The sequence below is a fragment of the Streptomyces sp. NPDC030814 genome (genome assembly GCF_055572155.1).
Genome location: NZ_JBVIDX010000012.1, coordinates 237,545 through 261,762 on the forward strand (window position 1 = coordinate 237,545; position 24,218 = coordinate 261,762).

At 70.9% G+C, this 24,218-nt stretch carries 22 protein-coding genes; 8 read left to right on the top strand and 14 right to left on the bottom strand.

All coding sequences use genetic code 11. From position 1 onward, the window contains the following. The first annotated feature begins 53 nt into the window (after positions 1-53). A complete protein-coding gene (locus tag ACZ43N_RS25580; protein WP_468100645.1) occupies positions 54-986 on the top strand; it encodes a phosphotransferase family protein in 933 nt (310 codons plus the stop codon). A 47-nt stretch (positions 987-1,033) separates the two neighbouring features. Here ACZ43N_RS25580 and ACZ43N_RS25585 read toward each other — a convergent pair whose 3' ends face one another. Continuing rightward, positions 1,034-1,936, bottom strand: coding sequence for an SAM-dependent methyltransferase (locus tag ACZ43N_RS25585; protein WP_468100646.1), 903 nt, complete (start codon positions 1,934-1,936; stop codon positions 1,034-1,036). A 94-nt stretch (positions 1,937-2,030) separates the two neighbouring features. Beyond that, complete coding sequence (locus tag ACZ43N_RS25590; protein WP_468100648.1) at positions 2,031-3,497, bottom strand: helix-turn-helix domain-containing protein; 1,467 nt, start codon at positions 3,495-3,497, stop codon at positions 2,031-2,033. A 248-nt stretch (positions 3,498-3,745) separates the two neighbouring features. On the opposite strand from ACZ43N_RS25590, the gene ACZ43N_RS25595 reads away from it, so the two are divergent. Next, a complete protein-coding gene (locus tag ACZ43N_RS25595) occupies positions 3,746-4,513 on the top strand; it encodes a DUF4232 domain-containing protein (RefSeq protein ID WP_468100650.1) in 768 nt (255 codons plus the stop codon). A 127-nt stretch (positions 4,514-4,640) separates the two neighbouring features. Here the strand turns inward: ACZ43N_RS25595 and hemB are convergent, their stop codons facing one another. Beyond that, positions 4,641-5,633, bottom strand: coding sequence for a porphobilinogen synthase (gene hemB / locus ACZ43N_RS25600; RefSeq protein ID WP_468100651.1), 993 nt, complete (start codon positions 5,631-5,633; stop codon positions 4,641-4,643). Positions 5,634-5,818: 185 nt separating this feature from the next. Between hemB and ACZ43N_RS25605 the strand changes: the two genes are divergently transcribed. Then, complete coding sequence (locus ACZ43N_RS25605) at positions 5,819-7,654, top strand: APC family permease (RefSeq protein WP_468100653.1); 1,836 nt, start codon at positions 5,819-5,821, stop codon at positions 7,652-7,654. On the opposite strand, the gene ACZ43N_RS25610 is transcribed toward ACZ43N_RS25605, so the two are convergent. The 5 genes from ACZ43N_RS25610 to ACZ43N_RS25630 form a co-directional block, all read right to left on the bottom strand. Continuing rightward, positions 7,638-9,440 carry a hypothetical protein gene (locus ACZ43N_RS25610; protein WP_468100655.1) on the bottom strand — a complete coding sequence of 601 codons (1,803 nt, stop codon included), beginning with the start codon at positions 9,438-9,440 and terminating at the stop codon, positions 7,638-7,640. The two genes, ACZ43N_RS25605 and ACZ43N_RS25610, sit on opposite strands and share 17 nt — an antisense overlap. Continuing rightward, complete coding sequence (locus ACZ43N_RS25615; RefSeq protein ID WP_468100657.1) at positions 9,437-10,465, bottom strand: hypothetical protein; 1,029 nt, start codon at positions 10,463-10,465, stop codon at positions 9,437-9,439. Before ACZ43N_RS25615 ends, ACZ43N_RS25610 begins: the two co-directional genes overlap by 4 nt. 5 nt (positions 10,466-10,470) lie before the next feature. After that, the gene (locus ACZ43N_RS25620) at positions 10,471-10,911 is read right to left on the bottom strand and encodes a hypothetical protein (RefSeq protein WP_468100658.1); all 441 of its coding nucleotides are present in this window, start codon (positions 10,909-10,911) and stop codon (positions 10,471-10,473) included. Between the two features lie 98 nt (positions 10,912-11,009). Further along, on the bottom strand, positions 11,010-11,240 hold the full coding sequence (locus ACZ43N_RS25625) for a hypothetical protein (protein ID WP_468100660.1): 231 nt from the start codon (positions 11,238-11,240) through the stop codon (positions 11,010-11,012). 209 nt (positions 11,241-11,449) lie between these two features. Next, on the bottom strand, positions 11,450-12,496 hold the full coding sequence (locus tag ACZ43N_RS25630) for a helix-turn-helix domain-containing protein (RefSeq protein WP_468100661.1): 1,047 nt from the start codon (positions 12,494-12,496) through the stop codon (positions 11,450-11,452). Between the two features lie 752 nt (positions 12,497-13,248). On the opposite strand from ACZ43N_RS25630, the gene ACZ43N_RS25635 reads away from it, so the two are divergent. Beyond that, positions 13,249-13,809: an SMI1/KNR4 family protein gene (locus tag ACZ43N_RS25635; protein WP_468100662.1), complete on the top strand. Its 561-nt coding sequence runs from the start codon at positions 13,249-13,251 to the stop codon at positions 13,807-13,809. Positions 13,810-14,048: 239 nt separating this feature from the next. Then, positions 14,049-15,092 (top strand): immunity 49 family protein, encoded by a 1,044-nt coding sequence (locus ACZ43N_RS25640; RefSeq protein WP_468100664.1) that lies wholly within the window; start codon positions 14,049-14,051, stop codon positions 15,090-15,092. 187 nt (positions 15,093-15,279) lie between these two features. Here the strand turns inward: ACZ43N_RS25640 and ACZ43N_RS25645 are convergent, their stop codons facing one another. Beyond that, positions 15,280-15,753 (bottom strand): ATP-binding protein, encoded by a 474-nt coding sequence (locus ACZ43N_RS25645; RefSeq protein ID WP_468100666.1) that lies wholly within the window; start codon positions 15,751-15,753, stop codon positions 15,280-15,282. 128 nt (positions 15,754-15,881) lie between these two features. Between ACZ43N_RS25645 and ACZ43N_RS25650 the strand changes: the two genes are divergently transcribed. Next, positions 15,882-16,715: a helix-turn-helix domain-containing protein gene (locus ACZ43N_RS25650; protein WP_468100668.1), complete on the top strand. Its 834-nt coding sequence runs from the start codon at positions 15,882-15,884 to the stop codon at positions 16,713-16,715. Beyond that, positions 16,712-16,915 carry a DUF397 domain-containing protein gene (locus ACZ43N_RS25655; protein WP_468100670.1) on the top strand — a complete coding sequence of 68 codons (204 nt, stop codon included), beginning with the start codon at positions 16,712-16,714 and terminating at the stop codon, positions 16,913-16,915. The genes ACZ43N_RS25650 and ACZ43N_RS25655 overlap by 4 nt, the downstream gene beginning before the upstream one ends. An 83-nt stretch (positions 16,916-16,998) precedes the next feature. Here ACZ43N_RS25655 and ACZ43N_RS25660 read toward each other — a convergent pair whose 3' ends face one another. The 5 genes from ACZ43N_RS25660 to ACZ43N_RS25680 form a co-directional block, all read right to left on the bottom strand. After that, positions 16,999-18,750: a bifunctional uroporphyrinogen-III C-methyltransferase/uroporphyrinogen-III synthase gene (locus ACZ43N_RS25660; RefSeq protein ID WP_468100671.1), complete on the bottom strand. Its 1,752-nt coding sequence runs from the start codon at positions 18,748-18,750 to the stop codon at positions 16,999-17,001. Continuing rightward, on the bottom strand, positions 18,747-19,739 hold the full coding sequence (gene hemC, locus ACZ43N_RS25665) for a hydroxymethylbilane synthase (RefSeq protein WP_468100672.1): 993 nt from the start codon (positions 19,737-19,739) through the stop codon (positions 18,747-18,749). The genes ACZ43N_RS25660 and hemC overlap by 4 nt, the downstream gene beginning before the upstream one ends. Continuing rightward, complete coding sequence (locus tag ACZ43N_RS25670; protein ID WP_468100674.1) at positions 19,736-21,460, bottom strand: glutamyl-tRNA reductase; 1,725 nt, start codon at positions 21,458-21,460, stop codon at positions 19,736-19,738. Before ACZ43N_RS25670 ends, hemC begins: the two co-directional genes overlap by 4 nt. Further along, a complete protein-coding gene (locus ACZ43N_RS25675) occupies positions 21,457-22,212 on the bottom strand; it encodes a redox-sensing transcriptional repressor Rex (protein WP_159771274.1) in 756 nt (251 codons plus the stop codon). Before ACZ43N_RS25675 ends, ACZ43N_RS25670 begins: the two co-directional genes overlap by 4 nt. 316 nt (positions 22,213-22,528) lie before the next feature. Next, positions 22,529-22,807, bottom strand: a complete 279-nt coding sequence (locus tag ACZ43N_RS25680) for a glutaredoxin family protein (protein ID WP_468078307.1) — start codon at positions 22,805-22,807, stop codon at positions 22,529-22,531. Between the two features lie 157 nt (positions 22,808-22,964). On the opposite strand from ACZ43N_RS25680, the gene ACZ43N_RS25685 reads away from it, so the two are divergent. Further along, positions 22,965-23,903: an HAD family hydrolase gene (locus ACZ43N_RS25685; RefSeq protein ID WP_468100676.1), complete on the top strand. Its 939-nt coding sequence runs from the start codon at positions 22,965-22,967 to the stop codon at positions 23,901-23,903. Positions 23,904-24,218: the final 315 nt, after the last annotated feature.

Sequence of the window (24,218 nt, forward strand, 5' to 3'; positions counted from 1 at the left end):
ACACTCACCAATTCCGCGATACGGACCGCCCCCGAACCCCCTAGGCTGCGCGCATGCTGCCCAGCGTGGACACGAACGACGAACTGGTCGAAGTCGTCGGTGACGAGGCGCTGCTGCGACCGGCCGCCCAGGATCTCTGTGCCCAACTCGGCCTCGAGGGCGCGCGGATCGCGCGTTTCCCCGAGGGCTCGTTGCCGGTGTACGCGGTCGGTGACACCCTCGTCCTGAAGCTCTATCCGGGTTTCGAGGCGTCCGAAGCCGTGCGAGAGGCCCGGCTGTTGTCCCACCTTTGGGGCCAACTACCGGTCCCCACACCCCGGTTGCACGCCGCCGACCAGTACAAGAACGGCTGGCGCTTCGTCCTGATGTCCCGGCTGCCCGGCGAGGACCTCAACGAGGTCTGGCCGCGTATCCCGAGAGCGGACCAGGAGCGGATCGTCGCGGAGACCGCCGAGTGTCTCGCCGCCCTGCACGCCCTGGACCCGGCCCCGGTGTCCGCCTGCGTCGGACCGCCCGACTGGTCCAGGTTCGTCGCCGGCCAACGGGCCGCCGCGGTCGAGCACCAGGCCGGCGGGGGCCTGTCGGAGCTCTGGCTCGAACAGATCCCCGACTTCCTGCGCTCCGTACCGCTGCCCGCCCCCCGCCGACCGGTGCTGCTCCACACGGAGATCATGCGTGAGCACCTCACGGTCGACCCGCAGGGCGGCTGGCGCCTCACCGGTCTGTTCGACTTCGAACCCGCCATGATCGGCGCGCCGGCGTACGACTTCGTCAGCGTCGGCCTGTTCCTGACCGGCGCCGACCCGGCGCTCCTGAAAATCTTCTACGAGGCGTACGGACGCCCCCCGTTCGACCCCCGGGAACTGATGGCGTACACCCTCCTGCACGTCTACAGCGACCTGAACTGGTACCTGCAGAGGCTCCCCGACCCGCCCCGCAAGGACCTGGACGCGCTGGCGGAGACCTGGTTCGGGACGGGAGGCTGAAAGGAGGCGGGCGGTCGCTCCCCCTTCCGGGGAAGGCGGGGCGGTCGCTACGCCTTCCTCCCGGTGGCCGCGTACACATTGATGTCCGCGTCGGTCACGTCGTTGATGTCCCGGTACCGGACCTTCTCGATGTCGTCCAACGCGGCCAACGTGTGCGGTTCCACCTCCGGGGGCAACGGCGCGCCCTCCTCGAACCGCCAGTGGTGGACGGGAACGACCCCCGGCTCGTCCACCACGAGCCCGCTCTGCTCGAAGAACCGCGCCACCTCGTCCTTGGAGCGCAGCACGAAGGTGAACCCCCGCTTGGTGTACGTCTCCTGCACGGCGCGGATCTTCGAGGGATTGAGGTCCTCCGTGAGATGGGTGAGGACGAGCCGGCTCCCGGCGGGAAGCGCGTCGATCAGTTCGCGTACGACGGGGTAGGCGACCTCGTCCTCGACGAAGTGCAGGAGCGCCACCAGGCACAGCGCGATCGGCTCGTCGAAGTCGAGTGTCCTGGCGGCCTCTTCGAGAATGCCCGCCGGTTGCCGGAAGTCGGCGTCGATGTAGTCGGTGGCGCCCTCCGGCCCGCTGGTGAGCAACGCTCGGGCGTGCGCCAGCACCACCGGGTCGTTGTCGACGTACACGACCCGGGTGCCGGGGGTGATGTCCTGGGCGATCTGGTGGACGTTCTCGGCGGTCGGCAGCCCGGTGCCGATGTCCAGGAACTGCCGGACGCCCTCGTCCTTGGCGAGCGTGGTCACGGCCCGGCGCAGGAAGTCCCGGTTGTGCCGGACGTCGAGGTACCCGCGCGGGTTGGCCGCGAGTGCCGCGCCGGCTGCCTCGCGGTCCACGGGGTAGTTGTCCTTGCCGCCGAGGAAGACGTCGTAGACGCGTGCCGGGTGCGCCTTGGTGGTGTCGATCCTCCTCCGCAGGTCCGCGGGGTCCTGACTGAGCGCGTCTCCGGCCATGAAGCCTCTCCTGGGGGGGTCATTGAACGAACAACAACCTAGCCGCAAAAGGGAGTTCACAACGCCGAAATCCGGACGCCCGCCCCGCCCCGGCTCAGCCGTCCTCGCCGAGGGTCGTGCCCTCCTTCACCCACTGCTTCCCGTTCAGCGGGTACTCGTAGGCCGGGCGCCCGTTGTTGCCGCTCGTGCGGAACGGTTGGCCGCCGTTGTCCACCTTCAGCGTGTCGCTGCGGGAGCCCGACGACCACTTGACCTCCAGGTACCAGCTGACGTCGTACACCGAGGCGTCGGCCGTGATGAAGTACACCTCCGGGTCGGACTCGCTGACGGAGTACGGGAAGTCCTTGCTCCCCGCCTTGGGCTTGACGACGGGCCGCGCGGCATCGAGAGCGACCGTGAAGGACCGGGTCGGCACACCGGCCCCGCACCCGACACCGGGATACCCCATGACGTAGTCGTTCCAGGGCAGGGGCTGCCGTTTGGCGACCGTGCGGACCTGGACGCTGTTCACGACGACCGTCTCCTTGCCGGTGCCCTGGACGGTGAGCCTCAGGTACTGCCCGCCGGACGAGACCGCCCCCGTCCGCGCCACCCAGGACGCCGCGTCCGGCTCCGGCGGCGGCTCGGGGACGTCCGTGGGCGGCCGGTTCACCAGATACCGCTGGTCGCACGGGCTCTCCCAGAGGTACGGCTCCACCTTCACGGACAACGGCGGGTCGAGGGACGCGGAGTCACCGCCGCCCGCCCCGGAACCCGTCGGGGTGGCGGCACCGGTGGGCGCGGGCGCGCCCTTCCCGTCGCCCTTCGCCCCCTTGCCGTCCTTCGTGCCCTTCCCGTCCGTCTCGCTCCCGGAGGGTGAGGGCGAGGCGTCGGACGAGGACGGGGAGCCCTCCTCCAGCCCGTCCCCGGCGGGCATGTCGGCGAGGGAACGGCGACCGCCGTCGTTCCCGGACTCGTCCGGGAGGCTCACCGCCAGCGTGACGGCACCGACCAGGGCGGCGACGGCCACACCCGCGACGAGGGCGGCCCGGGTCCGCCGACGCGGCCGGGGAGCCGTACGGAACGACCGGGCCCCCGGGCCGCCCTCGACGACCTCGCCCTCGGACATGGGGGCCCCGGCCGCCTCGTCAGCCCCGGAAGCCCCAACGGGCACGGCCTTCGCCGGCGCCGGCGTCTCGGGCTCACCGGTGGCTTCCCCCGTGCCCGCCGCCGGGGCCGGCGTCTCGTGCGCGACCGCGCCCCCGTCCGGAGCCGCCGTGGAATCCCCGCCGGCCGCACGGAGGTCGCCCCCCTTGCGTCCGCGCGTCGCGTCCGCGAGCACCCACTTGCGGTGCAGCTCGACCAGTTCTGCGGGCGTGGCCCTGCAGAGGCGGGCCAGCCGCTCCACGGGCGCGTAGTCCGTCGGTACGGCGTCCCCGTTGCAGTACCGGTGCAGCGTCGACGTACTCATGTGGAGCCGCTTGGCGAGCACCCCGTAGCTCAGCCCGGAACGCTCCTTCAACTCCCGCAGCTGTTCCGCGAAACCAGCCGCCATGCCGTTCCCGGCACCGCTCCCCGACACGTTCTCTCCGTCCCCTCACATCACCGGCGTCCCGTTCCGCGTTCCAGGGAAGGGACGTTCGCCCAGGTCACGGGCGTTGCGAGCATTCCAGCGTCCCTGATCGCCCGCCGGAGGTGGCGGCCGGGACGGATCACCCCGCAAGCTCTGGTCATCCAAACACGCCGCTCCCGAAAGTCCGGTCGAGCGGCGCGCGTTCGACCACTTGTTCTCAGCCTTCTCCACCGGCTTTGTCCGAAAGGGACTCCGTCATGCGTACGTACCGCACCGCCCGCACCGTCCGCCCCTCCCGTCTGCTCGTCGCGGCCGGAGCGGCCCTCGCGGCGCTCTCCCTCACCGCGTGCGGTGACGGCACGGGCATGAAGGACGAGGGCGCCGCGCACGCCTCGGTGTCGGCCGCCGAGGGCTTCACGCAGACGGACTCGGGCAAGGGCACGGACACCGGCACGGGCGGCAACAAGACGTCCCCGAACGGGCAGACGGGCGCCGAGACCTCCGCGACCGGGGATCGGCAGGGCGGGAGCGCGGGCCAGGGCAAGAGCACCGTGGGCCAGGCGTCGCAGAAGGGCGGGGAACCGTCCGACCCCGCGAACCGGGTCACCTGCAACGGGGCGAACACCGCCGTGACCATGAAGCCGGTCTCCCGCCCCCTCAACCACATGCTCATCACGGTCAAGAACACCGGCACGAAGGTCTGCGACCTCTTCTACTACCCGACCGTCCGCTTCGACCAGGTCCAGTGGGCCCCGCGGGTCATGGAGGAGTCGCAGCCGCAGGCCGTGGTGACCCTCGCCCCCGGTGAGTCCGGCTACGCGGGCGTCCTGCTCTCGGCCGCCGACGGCAGCGGGGAGAACGGCACCACCGCCAAGAAGGCCACCATCCGCTTCCAGGGTCAGAAGCCCGGCAGCAACGGCGGCGCCACCGCGTCCCCGTCCCTCCCCGCCAAGGGCGTCTACTACGACAGCACCCTCGCCGTCACGTACTGGCGGTCGACGATCGACGAGGCCCTCATGTACTGACGGGACACGGGGCCGCGACGGCACCGGAGGCCGAACGGCCCCGGACCAGGGGCGGGCCGGAACGACGAACGGCCCCGGACGACGCACACGCGTCGCCCGGGGCCGCGCCCGCACAGGGGTCGGTCGCTCAGCGCACCATCCGCGCGGCCTCGACGGCCCAGTAGGTGAGGATGTTCTGCGCGCCGGCCCGCTTGATGCCGGTCAGCGTCTCCAGGATCGCCCGCTCCCGGTCGATCCAGCCCTTCTCCGCGGCGGCCTCGACCATCGAGTACTCACCGGAGATCTGGTACGCGGCGACCGGCACGTCCACGGCGTCCGCGACCTTCGCCACGATGTCGAGGTAGGGACCGGCCGGCTTCACCATCACCATGTCGGCGCCCTCCTCCAGGTCGAGGGCCAACTCCCGCAGCGACTCCCGCGCGTTGGCCGGGTCCTGCTGGTAGGTCTTGCGGTCCCCCTGGAGCGAGGAGGCGACGGCCTCGCGGAAGGGCCCGTAGAACGCGGACGCGTACTTGGCCGTGTAGGCCAGGATCGCCACGTCCTCCCGCCCGATCTGGTCGAGCGCGTCACGGACGACGCCGATCTGGCCGTCCATCATGCCGCTGGGCCCGACCACGTGCGCACCGGCGTCGGCCTGCACCTGCGCCATCTCGGCGTACCGCTCCAGCGTGGCGTCGTTGTCGACGCGGCCCTGCGCGTCGAGCACACCGCAGTGCCCGTGGTCGGTCGTCTCGTCGAGACACAGGTCCGACATCACCAGCAGCTCGTCGCCGACCTCGGCCCGTACGTCGCGGAGCGCGACCTGGAGGATCCCGTCGGGGTCCGTCCCCGGCGTGCCCAGGGCGTCCTTCTTGGCGTCCTCCGGCACCCCGAACAGCATGATCCCGGAGATCCCGGCCTCGACCGCCTCCGCGGCTGCCTTCTTCAGGCTGTCGCGCGTGTGCTGCACGACCCCCGGCATCGCGGCGATCGGCACCGGCTCGCTGACACCCTCCCGTACGAACGCGGGAAGGATGAAGTCCGCCGGATGCAGCCGCGTCTCCGCGACCATCCGGCGCATCACGGGCGAAGTGCGCAGCCGCCGCGGCCGCGTACCGGGGAAGGATCCGTACGTCGACATACCCCTACGCTACGCCCGCCCCGGCACCCCCTTTACCGACGTACCGTCGGCGGCACCGCTCCCCCGCCCGGTAACGATCCGCTCCCCCGCGCAGTGACGATCGCGTCATTCATCTCACCAGGTGTGTCCACGCGTGCGTAACCTGCGAGGAGGGCACTTCGGACCGGTACTCAGGTCAAAGGGGGATGACGTTGGGTCGTACGGGGGAGCGTGGTCCCGCGTGTGAGAACACGGCGGAGGCCGCGGACGAACGGCGCCGCCTGTCCACCCTGGACCTCGTCGGCCTGGCGGCCGGCGGCGTGGTGGGGTCCGGGTGGCTGCTGGCGGCGGGCCCCGCCTTCTGGGGGCTCGGTGAGCACGCCATATGGGGATGGGTGGCGGGCGGGGGGCTGATGCTCCTGATCGCCGCCGTGATGGTCGAACTGGGGATCGCCGTCCCCAAGACGGGCGGGCTGATCTTCCTGCCGCTCCAGGCCGCCGGGCCGCTCGTGGCCACGGTCGTGGCCGCCGGCCTGTGGATCGTCTACGCGGCGAACCCGGCGAGCGAGGCGGCGGCGATGGTCCGCGGGCTGGCGTACGAGTACCCGTGGCTGCTGGAGAACGGGGAGCGGCTGGCGGGGGCCGGCGGGCTCGGCCGGAGCGTGCCCCGGCCCTACGACCTGTCGGGAACCGGTCTGCTGTGCGCGGTGGCGTTCCTGGCGTTGATCATGGCCGTCAACCTGCTGCCGCAGCGCCGGCTGATCCGGCTGAACCTCGTCGTCACCGTGGTGAAGGTCCTGATCCCGGTGCTGATCGTCGTCTGCCTGTGGCAGTACGCGCTCGACAACGCCCACACCTGTGCGCCGAAGGACGTCTGGTATCTCAGCGGGCAGGAGGGGACCAGGGCGGGCCTGCAGGCGAAGGCCGGGCACCCGCGGCCGCAGGACTTCCTGTACATGGTGCTGGGCGGCAGCATCATCTACGCGTACATCGGTTTCCAGGCGCCGCTCGACTTCGCGGGCAACGTCAAACGGCGCGGCAGGGGCGAGGCCGCCCGGCTGCGGTGGGCGGTGTACGGCACGCTCGTCGGCGCGTTCGTGCTGTACACGGCGCTTCAGTGGATCTTCGGCGGGCTCTGCGGTGAGCTCACCGGGAACATGCTGGCGTCCCCGTACGCCCAGTTCGCCACGGCCCTCGGCGGCATCTGGCTGGTCTGGCTGATCCGGCTGAACGCGGTGCTGTCCCCCATGGGTTCCGGGATCGTCTTCACCCACGCCCTGACACGAGAGGTCGCCGCCCTGAGCCGCGCCCACCTCACCCACCGGGGGCTGCAGACGGCCCGCCGGGCGTCGTTCCGGTTCCGGGGGGCCGAGATCGACGCGTTCTGGATGATCCTGCTGGTCAACTTCACCATCGGCCTGGTGATGCTCCTGCTGGTGGAGGGCAGCTGGGAGGATCTGGTCGCCCTCAACAGCGTGCCGGCGCTGGTGGTGTACGCCATGCCGGGCGTCGTCCTGGTGGCGCTGAAACCGCCGGGGTTCCCGGGCGCACGCCGTGTGCTGCACCTGGTGCTGTCGTCCACCGCGTTCATCGCGATCGCCGTGGTGATCCACGAGGCCGGGTGGGGCAAGGTGTGGCGGGGCATGGCCGCCGTGGCGGTGGGCTCGGCCCTGCTGCTCTGCCTGCCCTGGCTCGCCCGGCTCGACCTGCCCTTCCTGGGACGCCTGTTGCGCCGCTACGACGCCCGGGACCATGTCTCCCGCTTCGCCCGTCCCGACGACCCCGCCGTACGGCCGGTGCTGCTCTTCCTCACCCATCTGGCGGTGCTCGTGCTGTGCACCGGGCTGCGGGACGCCCTGGACGGGAGGTTCGAGGACGTGGGCCTGGTGACCCTGCCCGTCGCCGCCCTCTCCGCGGCCGTCCTCTTCCCCTTGCTGGTCAACGCCTGCCGCCGCTACATGGCCGCCGTACCGCCGACCCTTCCCGGGCCCCGGCGCGAGGCGGAACAGGAGCCGAGGGCGGCGGTCACCGCAGGGACTTGATGACCCACTCCGCCGCCTCGCGCCGCCCTGCGTCCCGTAGCGCGGTCACCGCGTCGTCGCGGTGACCGACGTCGGACCAGCGGCCCACGGTGGCGCGCAGCAGCAGTTCCGCGTCCGGCAGCGGCAGCGCGAGCACCCCGCCGACGACCTCGACCACATCGGCCGGCGTCACCAACTGCTCGTTCTCCAGGAGCCGTTCGAGCAGGGTCCAGGCGATCTTGTGGAGCCTGGCGCGGTGCAGCCGACCCGCGACATCGGCGACCAGCGCGGCGTCGACCGTCAACGCGTGCGAGGGGTCGGACAGTTCACGGCACGCGGCGCGTACGGCGACGGAGTACCGGGCGTCGTGCAGCGCACGCAGGCAGTCCACGAACCGGTCGCGGTCCGCGTCCGGCCGCATCACGGCCATGGCGAGCCGGCGCCCCACCGTGTCCGCGGCGCGGGTCCGGTCGCGGCTGCGCGCGACCCGGCCCAGCAGGGTCACCAGGTCGGCGCCGGAACGCCCCTCCACGTGCACGGCGGCCGCGTGGCCCAGCATCTGGGAGCACTGCGGGTCGGCGTCCTCCACCCGCAGCCACTCGTCCAGCTGCCGCAACTCGTTCAGCGTGCGGGGCGCGGCCCCCGAACCGTCGGGCCCCGCCCCCGAACCGTCGGCGACCACCCTGGCCCCCTCGGCAGGCGCCCCGGACCCCCCGGCGGCCACACCGGACCTCTGGGCGGCCACACCGGAGCCGTGGGCGCCCGCCCCGGCGCCCGCCACGATGTCCGTCAGCAGCTCACGGGTCGTGCGCGTCAGGGCCGGCTCCTTGTGCCAGAACGTCACCAGCACGGCCAGCTCCTGCACGTTCTTGTGCCCGGCCGCGTACCGCCGCACCAGGGCGCACTTGGCGGGGGACGCCGTGTCGCCCCGGGCGAGCAGCGCGCAGAGCTTCACCACGTGGCGGGGCTGCGCGGTGCGGCCGATGTGCTCGGCGAGGGCGTCGTGTCCGGCGCCGCGCCGGGCGATGAGCCGCGCCACGAGCTCCCTGGTGCGCTCCACCTCCGTGGCATCCGAGGCGTTCAGCCGTTCCTCGACCCAGCGTTCCAGGACCCGCCCGGCGGGGCTGAGGTGCTGGAAGGCGCCAGCGAGGTCGGCCATCTCCTCGCCCTCCTCGCCCGCCCCACCCGGCCCCGCGGCACCCGGCGGGCTGTCGGCGATCGCCCGCAGGGTCAGCCCGAGCAGCCGGTCGGCCTCGCGGTGGCAGCCCTCGTCGCGCAGCGCGGTGTGCAGCAGCGCCTTGTCGAGGTTGGTGCGGCCGGAACCGGGGCTCGCGAACACCTGCACGGTCCGCTTGGCGAGCGTCGGCTGCCGCTGCTCCAGGACCCGTACGAACACCGCCACGTCGAACGCGGTGCGCTGGCAGGCCACGTCGTGCACGATGCTCGCGGTGATCGGGGCACGCTCACCGCCCGCCTCCGCCTCGTACTGCATCAGCGCCAGCTCGGCCGCCTCGCCGACCGGCCGGGACAGGGCCGCCGTCGCCATCAGCATCACAGCGTCCCGCTTGTCGAAGTGGTCGGCGAGCCGGACCAGTTCGTGGACGGGGCGGCGCAGCGCGAAGGCGTGCAGGGCACGCATGGCCATGGCCTCGCGGTGCTCCTCCCTCATCCGGGCCAGGATGCCCACGAACTGGGCGACCTGGATCCGCGTCACCCAGGCGTACGCCTCGTTGAGCGACTCGGCGAGGTCCAGCTGGAAGAGATGCTCGGTCCGGCGGTCGGCCGCCCGGCCGTTGGCGCCGCTCATCCGCCGCCCAGCATCGCGGGTTCGATCTCGCCCCAGTACCTGACGAAGTCGACCGGGTCGGGCAGGAGTTCGGCGGCCCGCCGGTCCACGCGGTGGGCCAGTTCGCGGCTCTGCTCGTCGCCCGCCTTCAGCCGTACGACGACCCGACCCGCGAGGTCGGGGCGGCGCATCAGGTCGGGCAGGTTGCGCTCGCCGTTGAGGAGCAGCTCGCGGACCCATCCGTCCACGGTGTCCAGCACGCGTGCCCGGGGCCGGCGGCCCTTCGCGTGGTTGGTGAACAGCGTGGCCGCCTCGGAGGCGTCGTTCAGCAGCATCCGGGGCGCGTGGTGGACTCCGCACTCCTGCATGCTCTCGTCGATCCCCGCGCGGAGCGCGCCGAGGGTGAGGTCGTCGGGGTGGTCGGGCATGCCCTCGCCGAGCACGTTCAGCAGGTGCCCGCTGAACGGGGTGCAGGTGTCCAGCGGGCTCGGCAGGTTCGCGCAGGCGTCGGCCCAGGCGTTGTGTACGGTGCCGCCGACCGCGGTGAGCACACAGGTGCCCTGGTAGCGGGTGCCGAGGGCGCCCGGCAGCGCGGACTCGGGTCCCAGGTGGGGCAGCATGTTGGAGTAGCAGCAGTCGGCGATCAGCACCTTGAGGCCGGCCTTGCTCTTCCGGATCGCCCGGTACACGTACCAGGCGGACAGCCAGGTCCAGGGCTCGTTGATCCGGGACGAGCCGACCGCGAAGTGCACCTGGCCGCCCGGCACGTCCTGCCAGTACGCGCCGTGCCCGACGTACACCACGAGCAGGGTGTCCTGCGGCCCCTCCCCGGCGGCGGCAACCTCGTGGAGGGCGCGCATCACGCCGTCCGCGGTCCGGGTCCGCTCGGGCTCCAGCACCGAGGCCCCTGCCTCCGCGCCCCACTGCGGGTCCCGGGCCAACGCCGCCCCGTACGCGCGGGCGCTCGCCTCGATCGTCGGATACCCGTCTATGCCGGAGTCGTCGTCGTACGACCCGACGCCGATCACCAGCGCCCGCGACGCCATGGCCGTCAGCTCCCTTCGGAGGTGGCGGGAGGCCCTGCGGGACCGCCGGCGTCGTCACCGGGGCGCTGCGGCGGCTGGGGGTCCTGCGGGGGCTCGGGCGCACCCGGAGTTCCCGGCGTGCCCGGCGTACCTGCAGTCCCCGGCGCTGGCGGCGCCCCCGGCGTCTGCGGCATCTGGAAGACGATGGTGACCGTCGGCGGGTCGAGCCGCCGCCCCCGCCAGGTGTCGACCGCCCGCTGGGCCGCGACCCCGACCGCCGCGCCGACAGCGCCCTCCAGCAGCGCCTCCAGCAGCGTGAAGGCGAGGTCGCCGCCCAGTGTGCCCTTCTGTCCGACCGTCTCCAGCCGCCAGTTCAGCCCCGTCTCCCGGCCCAGCTCTTCGAGCAGTTCCTGCGGCTCGTCCAGCCCGACCGGACCCTCGACCTTCACCGAGATCATCGCTGTCATGCTCCCGTGCCTCCCCCGTCGGCCCGCGCGATACACGTCCACTCTGCCAGCGCGAACACCCGCTCCGCGAGGGGGAACTGACGCACACCGCGCCGTTCTTACGCCCCCTGAACGCCACCTCCTTGCGTTCGGGCACCTTCCTCGCTCCTGACGACCCGCAACGCGGGCTCCGGCGCGAACTCACCGATCTCGAACGCGGCGTCCCGCCAGTGCGCGGCCAGGTCCAGTTGCCGCTGGGGCTCATGGTCGGCGGGCGGCCCCGGCTGGCAGGGCAGAACGGGGTGCAGAACCGCCACGGCGAACCGCACCGCGTGTCGCGGCTCCGGCATAGGGCTCCGCATAGCCTTCCCCGGCGCCCGTACGCTTCAGTTCCTCCAGTGCGGCGGCCGCTTGACGCAGGGTGTTGTACACCTCGACGTAGGCGGAGTGGGTCGTGTGGTGGGGCATGGGGTGGGCCATGTCAGCTCCCTCGAAGTGGTGGGGCGTTTTGGTCGGTTCGAAGGCTCATACGTCCCGCGAGGGGCTTCCTGCCGGGCGCTCAGGCCGCACGGCCGCAGACGGCTTCCGCTTCGGCGGTGCGACGGTCGCGCTCGGCCCGGCAGTCCCGGCACCACGTACCCTCCGGCTGGCGGAAGGCACGATTGCAGCCACCCGCGCAGTCGACCATGGGGTACGAGGAGGACGGCTCGGCCTCTGGGACCCCGCTCTCGGAAGCCGCCGACGAGGGCGGCAAGGGTGGTGGCAGCAGTTCTCGCAGCCGATAGGCGAGGAAACCGGCCGGATGCTCGACAAGGGCAGGCACGTCGGCCGTCATGGCGTGGTGCACCGCCGTCGCACTTGCACCGTTGTCGAACCAGGCGATGACAGCCGGAGTGAGACGGCGTACGTCCCGCCGGGAGAGCGTGAACCGGTCGTCGGTCCGGCGCAGCCCCACGAGCAGGGCGACGGCCTTGTCGTGATGCTCGCTGCCGGACGGCTCGGGTTCGGTGGACTCCGAGGCGGCGGACTCCTGGGCGGTCGGCTCCGAGGCGGCGAGTACGCCGTCTTCGGCGCGGGCGGCGTCTTCCACGCCCGTCGGGACCGGAGCGGGTGGAACAGCGGACGGCACGGAATCCGCGGAGCCGGGTGGACTCGCGGAAACGCCCTCGCCGACGGGCACAGGCCGCGGCGGCGCGGCGGTGAAGCCCACCCCGCCCGTGACCGCCCGACGGGCACGCGTGAGTGCCGGAGCGTTGTACGCGTACGTACGCGTGACGACACGCCCCCCGTCGACCCGCTCACGCACCCGCTCGATATATCCGTGCGCCTCCAGCTCACGCAGGGCGAAGGCGATCCGGTCCCGCCCCTCGGGGAACCGCTCGGCAAGGGTGCGGATGTCGGCGGAGGCACCCTGGGGCAGCGACAGGATGTGGGTACCGAGCCCGATGGCGGTCAGGGACAACTCAGGGTGCTGCGCGAGGTGGTTGCCGATGATCGTGAACCGGTCGGGCTGATATTCCCTGATGTGGGTGACCCCGGATCGGGTGGCGCTTTGCCGAACAGGCGGCTGCGGGCACACGGCGCCGCTAGGCTTCGTCTCAGCCATGGGGAAGAGGTCCTGTCTTCCTCAGTGGTCAGGCCCTCGCACCGGGATGCCAGTCCCAGCGGGGGCCGTCGCATGTCTGCGGTTGTCTCCGCCGAGACTGCACGCCCAAACCCTTCCCACGCCAGCCGTCTTGAGACAGTTCACCCCAGCGAGTGACGAACACGGGGTTTGGATGGTTTGGAAGGTTTCTTTCCCAAGAGTTCTTTCTCTTTTTTACCGCCCGGAACCCCGACGTACGGACGACCGGAACCCGTGTTCCCGGGCTCCGGCGCAAGGCGCTTCGGGGCGAGCTTTGGCCAGAAGCACATGGAATCGCGATCGCAATTTTGCACAAATGATCGACTTGTTGTTCCCCTCACGTTCCCGCGTCGGCGCGTCGCACCTGTGGGCAGGGCGCCGAGTTGGGAGCAGGCGATCTGCGCACGGATCTGCGAGGGCGTCACCCGGGGGTAGGCGTGAGCGAGGACAGGCCCGTTTTCTCGGCCGAGATACCGGAGTTCAAGGGGAATTAGGAGCAACTGGAGACGGACGCCGGGGACGTCGCGTTCGACGGCATGGCGATCAGTGCAGCGGGTCTGCTTGATGCCCGATTGGTGACGTCTCGTCGTGTTGGGTGGAGTCCGATGCGGAACAGGCACGGGCGTCCGCGATCACGGAGTTCTCCACGCTCTGTAACTTTGGACTGCCCGTGCCCGCCGAAGCGACGCAGCCGTATAGGGCGTCCACGCAGAGAGTAGTGGGGAATGAGTGTTATGGAGAGCTGGTCCCGCGTGATGAGTCTTCTTCAGGAGCACGCCCCGGCCGATCATGCGGATCTGCCCGGGCCAGCCACGGAACGGATGCTTGCGGCCGCCGAGGAACGGATGGGCATCCGGCTTCATCGCGAACTGCGGGCCTGGCTGTTGCAGAACAACCTTGATCTTCCTGAGGAAGATGTGGACGACGATGTGGCGTGTTGCGGTTTCGCCGGGTTTCCGGACGAGGGGAGTTTCTTCCTGGGCATCCGGGCGATGGAGAAGCTCTACGCGAACCACTCCATGCCCGGTGGGGTCAACCCTCCGGATCAGCCGGACAATCCGTTCTGGCGCAATGAGTGGATCCCGTTCCTGTCGGACCAGGACGGCTGGACAGGAAAGTTCATCGACGTGCAGGACGGCCGTGTCGGCAGGTGGTTCGTGGGTGAGATCACGACCACGGGCGAGTACGCGTCACTGGCTCACTATTTCGACTCCGTGGCAGAAACGCTGACGGAAATCGCCGATGGAAGCCATCCGACCTGCTCGGTCGCCGGAGGACGACTCGCCTGGTCGTGACACTAAAGTGCCCCCGGTTGTTCCGGGGGGCAGAGCTTCGGCGTTGTCCGGCCTCGTCCGTTTTGATCATGTGGGGCCGAGGAGGGCGAGGGCCCCGGTTTGGTCCCGGGCTGCTCGTCGGAGTGCGGAGGCGATGTTCCGGACGCCGACCAGGCGAAGCGCTCCGATCGCAAGGTTCCTACAGGTGGCCATTGCTCTGGGTGCGTTCCCGGTCCGCACCTGGGAGGCGTCCTCGGACTATGCCGAAGCCCTGGGCCCCGGAGGCCGACCAGCTCTTCGCGACGACGGCGCCCGTCGCGTCGGCCGGCTACGACCTGCAGACCGAACTGGGCACGGTCTCCAAGGCGCTGCTCGATTACGCGGCCGAGGTCCGGCCCCTGGTCGACCGGCTCCATCAGCAATCCCGGGAGCAGCCGATGACCACACGCGTGCCGCGCGAGGACGAACGTCCCTCCGAAGATCCGACGAGCTTCATCGAGGCGGCTGACCGGCGCTTGCTCGAAGAGATAGAGGTTCTCGCAGAGCATCCCGAGATGTTCGGCCTGATCTTCAGCAGCGCCTTGAGCAAGGCGGCGCTGCACTGTCTCCACGACGCCACCGCCGACAAGTCCGAGACCTGGGAAGCCTGGGTGGCGGCGATGCAGGTCGGCTGCGCCATGTTCGCGGCGGCCACCACGGATCAGGAAACGGTGGAGTGCCGGATCGCGCACAAGGTACGTGCGGTTCAGGCCATCGGCGCTCAGCACTTCACCGACGCCGGCAACTGGATCACCGCGTTCTGGCTGGCGGTCATCTGCCGCGACCAGGACGGCATGACGCGTTTGTCCGACGTGCCGGTCGATCTGCTGCTTGGTTCGGGGGCACCGGTGTACGACGACTACATCTATGACTGGGTCGACGCTCTGCAGGCGTACTGGATGGAGCGTCCGGGGCTCGGTGACAAGTTCACCGCAGCCTTTCGGGGAGCCGACCCGGATCGGCTCCGGGTTGCCGACCGTGAACTGATGCTGAAGGTCCTCTACCCGCCGCTCAACCTGTTTCTGCAGTTCCTCAAGCGGGACGAGGGACAGTTCAACACCGCCCTCGCCGAGGCCCTCCGACTCCACAAGGAGTACTGGACCGTGGACGAGGACCGCGAACGGAGCACCGACGGAGCTGTCGCCCTCGGCCCTCTCGCCATGGCCTGCCTCGCCTACGACGTGGGTATGCCCATCAATGTCGAGTCCGAGTACCTGCCCAAGCATCTGCTGGAGCGTTCCTGGGTGGGCGAGTTCGAGACGTGAGGCCTGCCTGCGTCTGGGCGGGCGCGATCGACATGTGAGCGGACGAGAACGCTCACCGGGCACCGACGTACGGCGAACAGCGCGGCCCCCCTGAAGGACGGGACCCGGGAAGCGATCAGGAAGAAAGCTCGACCCTGACGCCTGTTCAGGGCCGAGGACGCGCCCACACGGACCCACCGCAACGGCTTCAGCGCCTGATGTCCAGCTCCGCCCACACCGTCTTGGTCGGCACCGGCCCGTCCACCACACCCCACCGATCCGCCAACTCCTCGACGAGCAGTAGCCCGTAACCGCCCTCGGCGACACCTGGCCCGCTGACCGGCGTACACCCGGGCAGCCGCTCCCCACGCGCGTCCATCACTTCGATACGAAGCATGGACGGCGGCGTGACGGCGAGGGTGAGCCGGAAGCTCCGGCCGGGAACACGGCCGTGCAGGGCTGCGTTGGCGGCGAGTTCGGCCACGATGAGCTGGGCGGGATCCAGGGGCAGCCCCCACGAGCACAGGTGCTCCACGGCCAGGAGCCGGGCCAGGCGGGCTCCGCGACGGGTGGCGGAGAGCGGTACGGAGAACCGGCGCTGCGGGTCGGCGACAGCCGCGGTCCCGGCCTGTCCGGCCGCGGCGGTAACGGAACTGCTGATTCGGGTGATTCGATCGCTCACGTCACACAGCGTGGTCGCACATGCATAGCCTGTGAAGGGTCGATGCCCGTGCGGAGCGCGGCTGTCCGGGTGGGCTGCGGGCTCTGTCCGGGCCGTACCGGGAAACGGCAAGGCGGAAGGCGGACGACGTGGGCGACTGGGACGCGGGCCCGGGGGACGACGAGGCCGGGGCGGTGATCAGGACCGTCGCACGCCAGCTGAAGCTGTGGCGCGAGGCGGCGGGGCTCACCCAGGCGGAGTTCGGGACGGCGATCGGGTACGGCGAGGAGCTGGTCTCCTCGGTCGAGCGGGGGAGGCGGATTCCCCGGCCGGAGTACCTGGACCAGGCGGACGAGGCCCTGGGCGCGAACGGCAAGATCATCGCGATGAAGCGGGACTTGGCGGAGGTCCGGTATCCGAAGAAGGTGCGGGACGTGAAGCGGCTGGAGGCCGAGGCCGTCGAGATCTGCTCCTACAACAACTCGGTCATCGACGGGCTGCTTCAGACGGAGGAGTACGCCCGGGCGGTGTTCGGCTCACGACGGCCGCCGTTCAAGGAGGACGAGCTGGAGCAGAGGGTGGCCGCACGCCTGGCACGACAGGAAATCATCGAGAGCACCACAACCCTGCCGGTTCTCAGCTTTGTTCAGTGCGAGTCGACACTGCGACGCCCCTACGGCGGCAAAATGGTGATGCACAGGCAGCTCGAACGGTTGTTGCAGCTCGGGCAGTTGCGGAACGTCGACGTACAGGTCATGCCCCTGGACCGTGAGGGAAACGCCGGCGTCGACGGCCCGTTCCGAGTGCTCAGACTCAACGACGGCTCCACCGTGGGTTACAACGAAGTCCAACTCATCAGCCGTGCGATCGCCGAGCCGAAACTCATTCAGATCCTCGATATCCGCTATGGGACCATCCGGTCACAGGCTCTCACGCCACACGAGTCGCTGGCCTTCATCGAGAAACTGCTGGGAGACACATGATCCGCAAGCCCGACGGGGGCGAGACGTCGCTGGAGTGGATAAAGAGCAGCCACAGCGGCGCCGATACTCCCTCATGCCTCGAAGTCGCCACCACCCCCGCCACGATCCTGGTCCGCGACTCGAAGAACCCCCAAGGCCCCCGCCTCGCCCTCACCCCCACCGCCTGGTCGACGTTCCTGCCGTACGTCTCCGGCAACTGACAGAGCGACCGCACAAGACGGAGGGCGGCGGTCCCCAAGAACCGCCGCCCCTCCCGTACAACCCGTACAACCGATCAACCCGCTCAGGTCGTGTTGCGCCTCCGCCGAGCCCCCGGCCGCCGCTCGCTCGGCCGCGTCACCGGGTCCCCCGCCTCCAGCGCGGCGGCGCGACGCCGCAGCCCGAAGTCGGCGAGCGCCTCGGCCAGCTTGTGCACGGACGGCTCGGGGGCCATCACGTCCACCCGCAGCCCGTGCTCCTCGGCGGTCTTGGCCGTGGCAGGTCCGATACAGGCGATCACCGTCACGTTGTGCGGCTTGCCGGCGATACCGACCAGGTTCCGCACGGTGGACGACGACGTGAACAGCACGGCGTCGAAGCCGCCGCCCTTGATCGCCTCACGGGTCTCGGCCGGCGGCGGCGAGGCCCGCACGGTCCGGTAGGCGGTGACGTCGTCGACCTCCCACCCGAGCTCGATCAGCCCGGCGACCAGCGTCTCCGTGGCGATGTCGGCACGCGGCAGGAAGACCCGGTCGATCGGGTCGAAGACGGGGTCGTACGGCGGCCAGTCCTCCAGCAGCCCGGCCGCGGACTGCTCCCCGCTCGGCACCAGGTCCGGCTTCACACCGAAGGCGACCAGCGCCTTGGCGGTCTGCTCGCCCACCGCGGCGACCTTGATCCCCGCGAAGGCACGGGCGTCGAGCCCGTACTCCTCGAACTTCTCCCGTACGGCCTTGACCGCGTTCACCGAGGTGAAGGCGATCCACTCGTACCGGCCGGTCACCAGGCCCTTGACCGCCCGCTCCATCTGCTGCGGGGTGCGCGGCGGCTCGACGGCGATCGTCGGCACCTCGTGCGGCACGGCCCCGTAGGACCGCAGTTGGTCGGAGAGCGAGGCGGCCTGTTCCTTGGTCCGCGGCACGAGGACCCGCCAGCCGAACAGCGGCTTGCTCTCGAACCACGACAACTGGTCGCGCTGGGCCGCGGCGGAACGCTCACCGACCACGGCTATCACCGGCCGGCCGCCCTCCGGCGAGGGCAGCACCTTGGCCTGCTTCAGCACCTGCGCGATCGTGCCGAGCGTGGCGGTCCAGGTCCGCTGCCGGGTCGTCGTACCGGCGACGGTGACGGTCAGCGGCGTATCGGGCTTGCGGCCGGCGGCGACCAGCTCACCCGCGGCGGCGGCCACGGTCTCCAGCGTCGCCGAGACCACGACGGTCCCGTCGGACGCCCCGACCTCGGTCCAGCACCGCTCGGACGCCGTACGCGCGTCCACGAAGCGCACATCCGCGCCCTGCGCGTCCCGCAGCGGCACACCGGCGTACGCGGGCACGCCCACGGCGGCGGCCACACCGGGCACCACCTCGAACGGCACACCCGCGGCGGCGCACGCCAGCATCTCGCCGGTGGCGTACGTGTCCAGGCCGGGGTCCCCGGACACCGCACGGACGACCCGCTTGCCGCCCCGCGCGGCCTCCATGACAAGATGTGCCGCATCCCGCACAGCGGGTGCACCAACGGTTGTCGACGCGCCGTCAACAACCGTCAGCTGAGGCGTGCCTGTGCCCGAAAACGTATCCGCTGAAGTAGCCGCGGAAGAGGCCGAGGGCGCCGCGGCCACGGGCGACGGCGGGCCCGTGTCGGTGTCCAGGACGGCGACGCCCGGACGGGCATGCGCACGCACCACGTCGAGCACCTCGTGCTCGGCGACGAGGACGTCCGCGTTCGCCAGCGCCTCCACGGCGCGCAGTGTCAGCAGTCCCGGATCCCCGGGTCCGGCACCGAGGAAGGTGACGTGACCGTGGTCCGGACCGGCGGGAAGGGTGGTGGGGCTCAATGTGCTCGCTCCCCCATCAGACCGGCCGCGCCCTTGGCGAGCATCTCGGCCGCGAGTTCACGGCCGAGCGCCATTGCTTGGTCGTACGTCTCGGGCACGGGACCGGTGGTGGACAGCTGCACCAGCGTCGAGCCGTCGGTCGTGCCGACGACGCCGCGCAGGCGCATCTCCTTGACAGTCTGCCCGTCGGCCAGAAGGTCGGCGAACGCACCCACAGGTGCGCTGCAACCGGCCTCCAGGGCGGCGAGCAGGGACCGCTCGGCGGTCACGGCGGCCCGTGTGAACGGGTCGTCGAGTTCGCCGAGCGCGGCGACGAGGGTCGCGTTGTCCGCGACGCATTCGATCGCCAGTGCCCCCTGGCCGGGGGCGGGCAGAACGGTGTCGACCGAGAGGAAGTCGGTCACCTCGTCGATCCGGCCGATCCGGTTCAGTCCGGCGGCGGCCAGCACGACGGCGTCCAGCTCACCCTTCCGCACGTATCCGATCCGGGTGTCTACGTTCCCGCGGATCGGCACCGTCTCGATCGTCAGGCCGTGGCTGCGCGCGTACGCGTTCAGCTGGGCCATCCGCCGCGGCGAACCGGTGCCGACGCGGGCGCCCTCCGGCAGCTCGGCGAAGGTGAGGCCGTCGCGGGCGACCAGCACGTCCCGCGCGTCCTCGCGCACCGGCACGGCGGCCAGCGCCAGCTCGGCGGGCTGCGCGGTGGGCAGGTCCTTGAGCGAGTGCACGGCGAAGTCGACCTCCCCGCGCAGCAGCGCCTCCCGCAGCGCGGTGACGAAGACGCCCGTGCCGCCGATCTGCGCCAGGTGCTCGCGCGAGACGTCGCCGTACGTCGTGATCTCCACGAGTTCGACGGGCCGTCCGGTCACCTGACGGACCGCGTCCGCCACCAGCCCGGACTGGGCCATGGCGAGCTTGCTCCGCCTGGTCCCGAGCCGCAGCGTCCCATCGGCTTGCCGCTGGGGCGCCTCACGTGCCTGCTCACTCATGATCGCCCTCGGTTCTCGGCGTTCTCTTGGCTGTCATCGGCCCGGGACACGGCGGCGACCGTCTCCTGGTCCAGGTCGAACAGGGTCCGCAGCGCGTCGGCGTACCCGGCGCCGCCGGGCTCGGCCGCGAGCTGCTTGACCCGTACGGTCGGCGCGTGCAGCAGCTTGTCGACGACGCGCCGCACGGTCTGGGTGATCTCAGCTCGGTGCTTGTCGTCGAGGCTCGGCAGCCGGCCCTCCAGGCGGGAGATCTCGCTCGCGACGACATCGGCGGCCATGGCACGCAGCGCCACGACGGTGGGGGTGATGTGCGCGGCCCGCTGGGCGGCGCCGAAGGCGGCCACCTCGTCCGAAACGATCCTCCGCACCATGTCCACGTCGGCGGCCATCGGCGCGTCGGCGGACGCCTCGGCGAGGGACTCGATGTCGACCAGCCGGACGCCGGGCAGCCGGTGCACGGCCGCGTCGATGTCGCGGGGCATGGCCAGGTCCAGCAGCGCCAGCACGGGTTCCGGCCGGGGCACCTCGACCACCGGCTCGGGCCGGCGCAGTTCGGTGATCCGCCGGGTGACGGCGAAGGTCGCGGCGAGCGCGGCGATCAGCTCCGCCTCGGCGGCGGGCGTCCGGCGGGCGGCGGTGCGCCGGTCCACGGTCGCGTTGTCCACCCAGGCCGCGTGCTGCTCCAGCGTCGCCGCGTCCATCCCGGCGACCGCCGCCTCCCCGTGCACGGAGAAGCCGCCGCCCTGCACGGCGGGAAGGTCGAGCGGACAGTCCTCGTCACCGCCGACGGCGGCGGACGGCAGCACGGGCCGTATGCCGCCCCGCGTGTCCGTGCGGTCCTCGTGCCCGGCGGCGACCGCCCCCTCGGGCAGCCTCCCCTCGACGGCCGCGGCGACGGCGTCGGCGCTCAGGACCAGGCCCGTGGCACCCGTACAGGAGACGACGACATCGGCACGTGTCAGCTCGGAAGGCACCGATTCCATCGGTACCGCGCGGGCCACCACGTCCGTTTCGCCCTGTTCGCCCTGCTCGCCGAGGATCTGCGCGAGCCGCTCGGCCCGGTCGTACGTCCGGTTGGCGACCACGATCTCGGCGACCCCGGCCCGCGCCAGCGTGGCGGCGGCCAGCGACGACATCGACCCGGCGCCGATCACGACGGCCCGCTTGCCCCGGGCCCACCCCTCGACGGCGCCACCGGCGGTGAACTGCTCCAGGCCGAAGGTCACCAGCGACTGCCCGGCCCGGTCGATCCCGGTCTCGGAGTGCGCCCGCTTGCCGACCCTCAGCCCCTGCTGGAACAGGTCGTTCAGCAGGCGTCCGGCGGTGTGCAGCTCCTGGGCCCGGGCCAGCGCGTCCTTGATCTGCCCGAGGATCTGCCCCTCGCCGACGACCATGGAGTCCAGTCCGCAGGCCACCGAGAACAGATGGTGGACGGCCCGGTCCTCGTAGTGCACGTAGAGATAGGGCGTGAGCTCGTCGAGCCCCACCCCGCTGTGCTGGGCGAGCAGCGTGGACAGCTCGGCGACGCCCGCGTGGAACTTGTCGACGTCCGCGTAGAGCTCTATGCGGTTGCAGGTGGCGAGGACGGCGGCCTCGGTGGCCGGCTCGGCGGCGACCGTGTCCTGAAGCAACTTGATCTGCGCGTCCAGGGACAGCGCGGCCCGCTCCAGCACACTCACCGGAGCGCTGCGGTGGCTCAGCCCGACGACCAGGAGACTCATGCCGGCATCACGGCGGGGACATCCCCGTCGGGTCCTTTCCCGGACTCCTTGGGAGCCAGCGGTACGGCCCCGGGCTCGCCCGCGGCCTCCTCCCCGGCCTTGCGCTGCTCGTGGAAGGCGAGGATCTGCAGCTCGATCGAGAGATCCACCTTGCGTACGTCGACACCGTCCGGCACGGAGAGAACGGTGGGCGCGAAGTTCAGGATGGACGTGACCCCGGCCGCGACGAGCCGGTCGCACACCTGCTGGGCGGCACCGGCGGGGGTGGCGATCACGCCGATGGAGACCCCGTTGTCGTCGATGATCTTTTCCAGTTCGTCCGTGTGCTGGACCGGGATGCCCGCGACCGGCTTACCCGCCATCGCCGGGTCGGCGTCGATCAGCGCGGCCACCCGGAACCCACGGGAGGCGAAGCCGCCGTAGTTGGCCAGGGCGGCGCCGAGGTTACCGATACCGACGATCACGACCGGCCAGTCCTGGGTGAGGCCCAGCTCACGGGAGATCTGGTAGACGAGGTACTCGACGTCGTAGCCGACGCCCCGCGTCCCGTAGGAGCCGAGGTAGGAGAAGTCCTTGCGCAGCTTGGCGGAGTTGACCCCCGCCGCGGCCGCCAGTTCCTCGGATGAAACGGTGGGTACCGAGCGCTCCGACAGCGCGGTCAGGGCACGGAGGTACAGCGGAAGCCTGGCGACGGTGGCCTCGGGAATCCCTCGGCTGCGGGTCGCCGGTCGGTGAGTTCGGCCAGTTGCCACGGTGCTCCTGCGGGTAGAGCGGGGCTGCGGGCGGTCATGCGTCCCCAGACCGCCCCGTCGACAGCAGGCTATGTCTTTGTGAACGCGTGCACAAAGATGGTGTCCGATTTGCCCGGCCAACGTGACCGGGGTCACGCACGCTCGACGCGCACGCGGGGAACCGGCACTCGCGTGCCTTCGTCCCTCACGCGACGCCCAGCTCGGCGCCTTGCTCCACGGGGGCAAAACCGTCCACTCCCTCACGAATCCCGCCCCCGAGACCAACCAGCCCGTCGATCCTAAGCGACTTTTTGGACCACTTGGACTGGTCGGTCAGTCACAGCTGTGTAAGGGCTTTGCGCAGACGCGCCTCGTCCACCCGCCAGAAGGTGTGCTGCGCGCCGTCCACCAGCACCACCGGGATCTGCTCCCAGTACGCGCGGTGCAGCTCCTCGTCCTGGGTGATGTCCTTCTTCTCCCAGGGCACCCCCAGCTCCCCGCACACCTTCTCGATCACCGACTGTGCGTCATCACACAGATGACACCCCGGCTTGCCGATCAGTGTGACGAGCCGCTCCCTCGGATCACGCGACCGTCTCCGGAACATGGCACTCATACCGCCATTGTCGCAGCGTGGCCCCGCCCCCTCGTCGCCCGTCCCGCACGCGGACACGCCGTGCGGAACATCGCTTCGACGACAAGTCCGCGGAGAGTTCACACGTTGCAAACCTCTCTGCTCCAGAAGTACCGAACAGACTGGCTATGCTCACGACATGGCCGCTCTAGGATGGCTCACTCCTCGTAGGCGCTCCGCCACGGCACGGAGTGTGTTGGCAGGCGAGGCCTCTGCTGAGGCCGCACGCAAGTCCTCCCAGGAACTGGAGGACATCACTCCCGCGCCCGACACCCCTGCCGCCGAACCGGAGTTCCCGGTCCTCGGCGACGAGAAGGCCGCCGCCTTCTTCGACCTCGACAACACGGTCATGCAGGGCGCGTCGTTGTTCCACTTCGGCCGGGGCCTGTACAAGCGGAAGTTCTTCGAGACCCGCGACCTCGCCCGGTTCGCCTGGCAGCAGGCGTGGTTCCGGCTCGCCGGCTCCGAGGACCCCGAGCACATGCAGGACGCCCAGGACTCCGCGCTCTCCATCGTCAAGGGCCACCGCGTCGCCGAACTGACCATCATCGGCGAGGAGATCTACGACGAGTACATGGCCGAGCGCATCTGGCCGGGCACCCGTGCCCTCGCCCAGGCCCACCTCGACGCCGGCCAGAAGGTGTGGCTGGTGACAGCCGCGCCGGTGGAGATCGCCCAGGTGATCGCCCGCCGCCTCGGCCTGACCGGGGCGCTCGGCACGGTCGCCGAGTCGGTCGACGGGGTCTACACCGGCAAGCTGGTCGGCGAGCCGCTCCACGGGCCCGCGAAGGCGGAGGCCGTCCGCGCCCTGGCCGCCGCGGAGGGCCTGGACCTCTCCCGCTGCGCCGCCTACAGCGACAGCCACAACGACATCCCGATGCTCTCCCTGGTGGGCCACCCCTACGCGATCAACCCTGACTCCAAGCTCCGCAAGCACGCCCGCTCCATGGACTGGCGCCTGCGCGACTACCGCACGGCCCGCAAAGCGGCCAAGGTCGGCCTGCCGGCGGCGGCCGGCGTGGGCGCGGTGGCCGGCGGCACGGTGGCCGCGATCGCGCTGCACCGTCGCCGCCGCTGACCGCGCACACCTTTGCGAACGCCGGAGGGGCCGGGAAACCGGCCCCTCCGGCGTTCGGCGTTCCCGCAGGGCCCGCCCGCATTCCGGCTCTCCTACCCCCACCACGCGCCCGTCAGTCCCCTCATCCGCACCCGACCACAACCCGCCCTGCAGCCATACGGAACGCGAACTCAATCGATCAGTAACCGATCAGGGACCGGAACTTGAGCAGCCGTCAATCGGTAACAGAAGCGACGTAATCGATGATTTGAGCAACTGGGCGTAGCAGAGCCTGCACGAAGCGTTATTCTCCTCAAACGCAAACCGGTACCCCTC

What these genes read in the sequence shown, in the direction of transcription:
- ACZ43N_RS25620 (WP_468100658.1), bottom strand. Translation starts at nt 10,911, where the DNA reads ATGACAGCGATGATCTCGGTGAAGGTCGAGGGTCCGGTCGGGCTGGAC.
- ACZ43N_RS25685 (WP_468100676.1), top strand. Translation starts at nt 22,965, where the DNA reads ATGGCCGCTCTAGGATGGCTCACTCCTCGTAGGCGCTCCGCCACGGCA.
- ACZ43N_RS25670 (WP_468100674.1), bottom strand. Translation starts at nt 21,460, where the DNA reads ATGAGTCTCCTGGTCGTCGGGCTGAGCCACCGCAGCGCTCCGGTGAGT.
- ACZ43N_RS25640 (WP_468100664.1), top strand. Translation starts at nt 14,049, where the DNA reads ATGCCGAAGCCCTGGGCCCCGGAGGCCGACCAGCTCTTCGCGACGACG.
- ACZ43N_RS25625 (WP_468100660.1), bottom strand. Translation starts at nt 11,240, where the DNA reads ATGCCGGAGCCGCGACACGCGGTGCGGTTCGCCGTGGCGGTTCTGCAC.
- hemC (WP_468100672.1), bottom strand. Translation starts at nt 19,739, where the DNA reads ATGAGTGAGCAGGCACGTGAGGCGCCCCAGCGGCAAGCCGATGGGACG.
- ACZ43N_RS25680 (WP_468078307.1), bottom strand. Translation starts at nt 22,807, where the DNA reads ATGAGTGCCATGTTCCGGAGACGGTCGCGTGATCCGAGGGAGCGGCTC.
- ACZ43N_RS25585 (WP_468100646.1), bottom strand. Translation starts at nt 1,936, where the DNA reads ATGGCCGGAGACGCGCTCAGTCAGGACCCCGCGGACCTGCGGAGGAGG.
- ACZ43N_RS25595 (WP_468100650.1), top strand. Translation starts at nt 3,746, where the DNA reads ATGCGTACGTACCGCACCGCCCGCACCGTCCGCCCCTCCCGTCTGCTC.
- ACZ43N_RS25635 (WP_468100662.1), top strand. Translation starts at nt 13,249, where the DNA reads ATGGAGAGCTGGTCCCGCGTGATGAGTCTTCTTCAGGAGCACGCCCCG.
- ACZ43N_RS25580 (WP_468100645.1), top strand. Translation starts at nt 54, where the DNA reads ATGCTGCCCAGCGTGGACACGAACGACGAACTGGTCGAAGTCGTCGGT.
- ACZ43N_RS25610 (WP_468100655.1), bottom strand. Translation starts at nt 9,440, where the DNA reads ATGAGCGGCGCCAACGGCCGGGCGGCCGACCGCCGGACCGAGCATCTC.
- hemB (WP_468100651.1), bottom strand. Translation starts at nt 5,633, where the DNA reads ATGTCGACGTACGGATCCTTCCCCGGTACGCGGCCGCGGCGGCTGCGC.
- ACZ43N_RS25630 (WP_468100661.1), bottom strand. Translation starts at nt 12,496, where the DNA reads ATGGCTGAGACGAAGCCTAGCGGCGCCGTGTGCCCGCAGCCGCCTGTT.
- ACZ43N_RS25655 (WP_468100670.1), top strand. Translation starts at nt 16,712, where the DNA reads ATGATCCGCAAGCCCGACGGGGGCGAGACGTCGCTGGAGTGGATAAAG.
- ACZ43N_RS25605 (WP_468100653.1), top strand. Translation starts at nt 5,819, where the DNA reads ATGACGTTGGGTCGTACGGGGGAGCGTGGTCCCGCGTGTGAGAACACG.
- ACZ43N_RS25615 (WP_468100657.1), bottom strand. Translation starts at nt 10,465, where the DNA reads ATGGCGTCGCGGGCGCTGGTGATCGGCGTCGGGTCGTACGACGACGAC.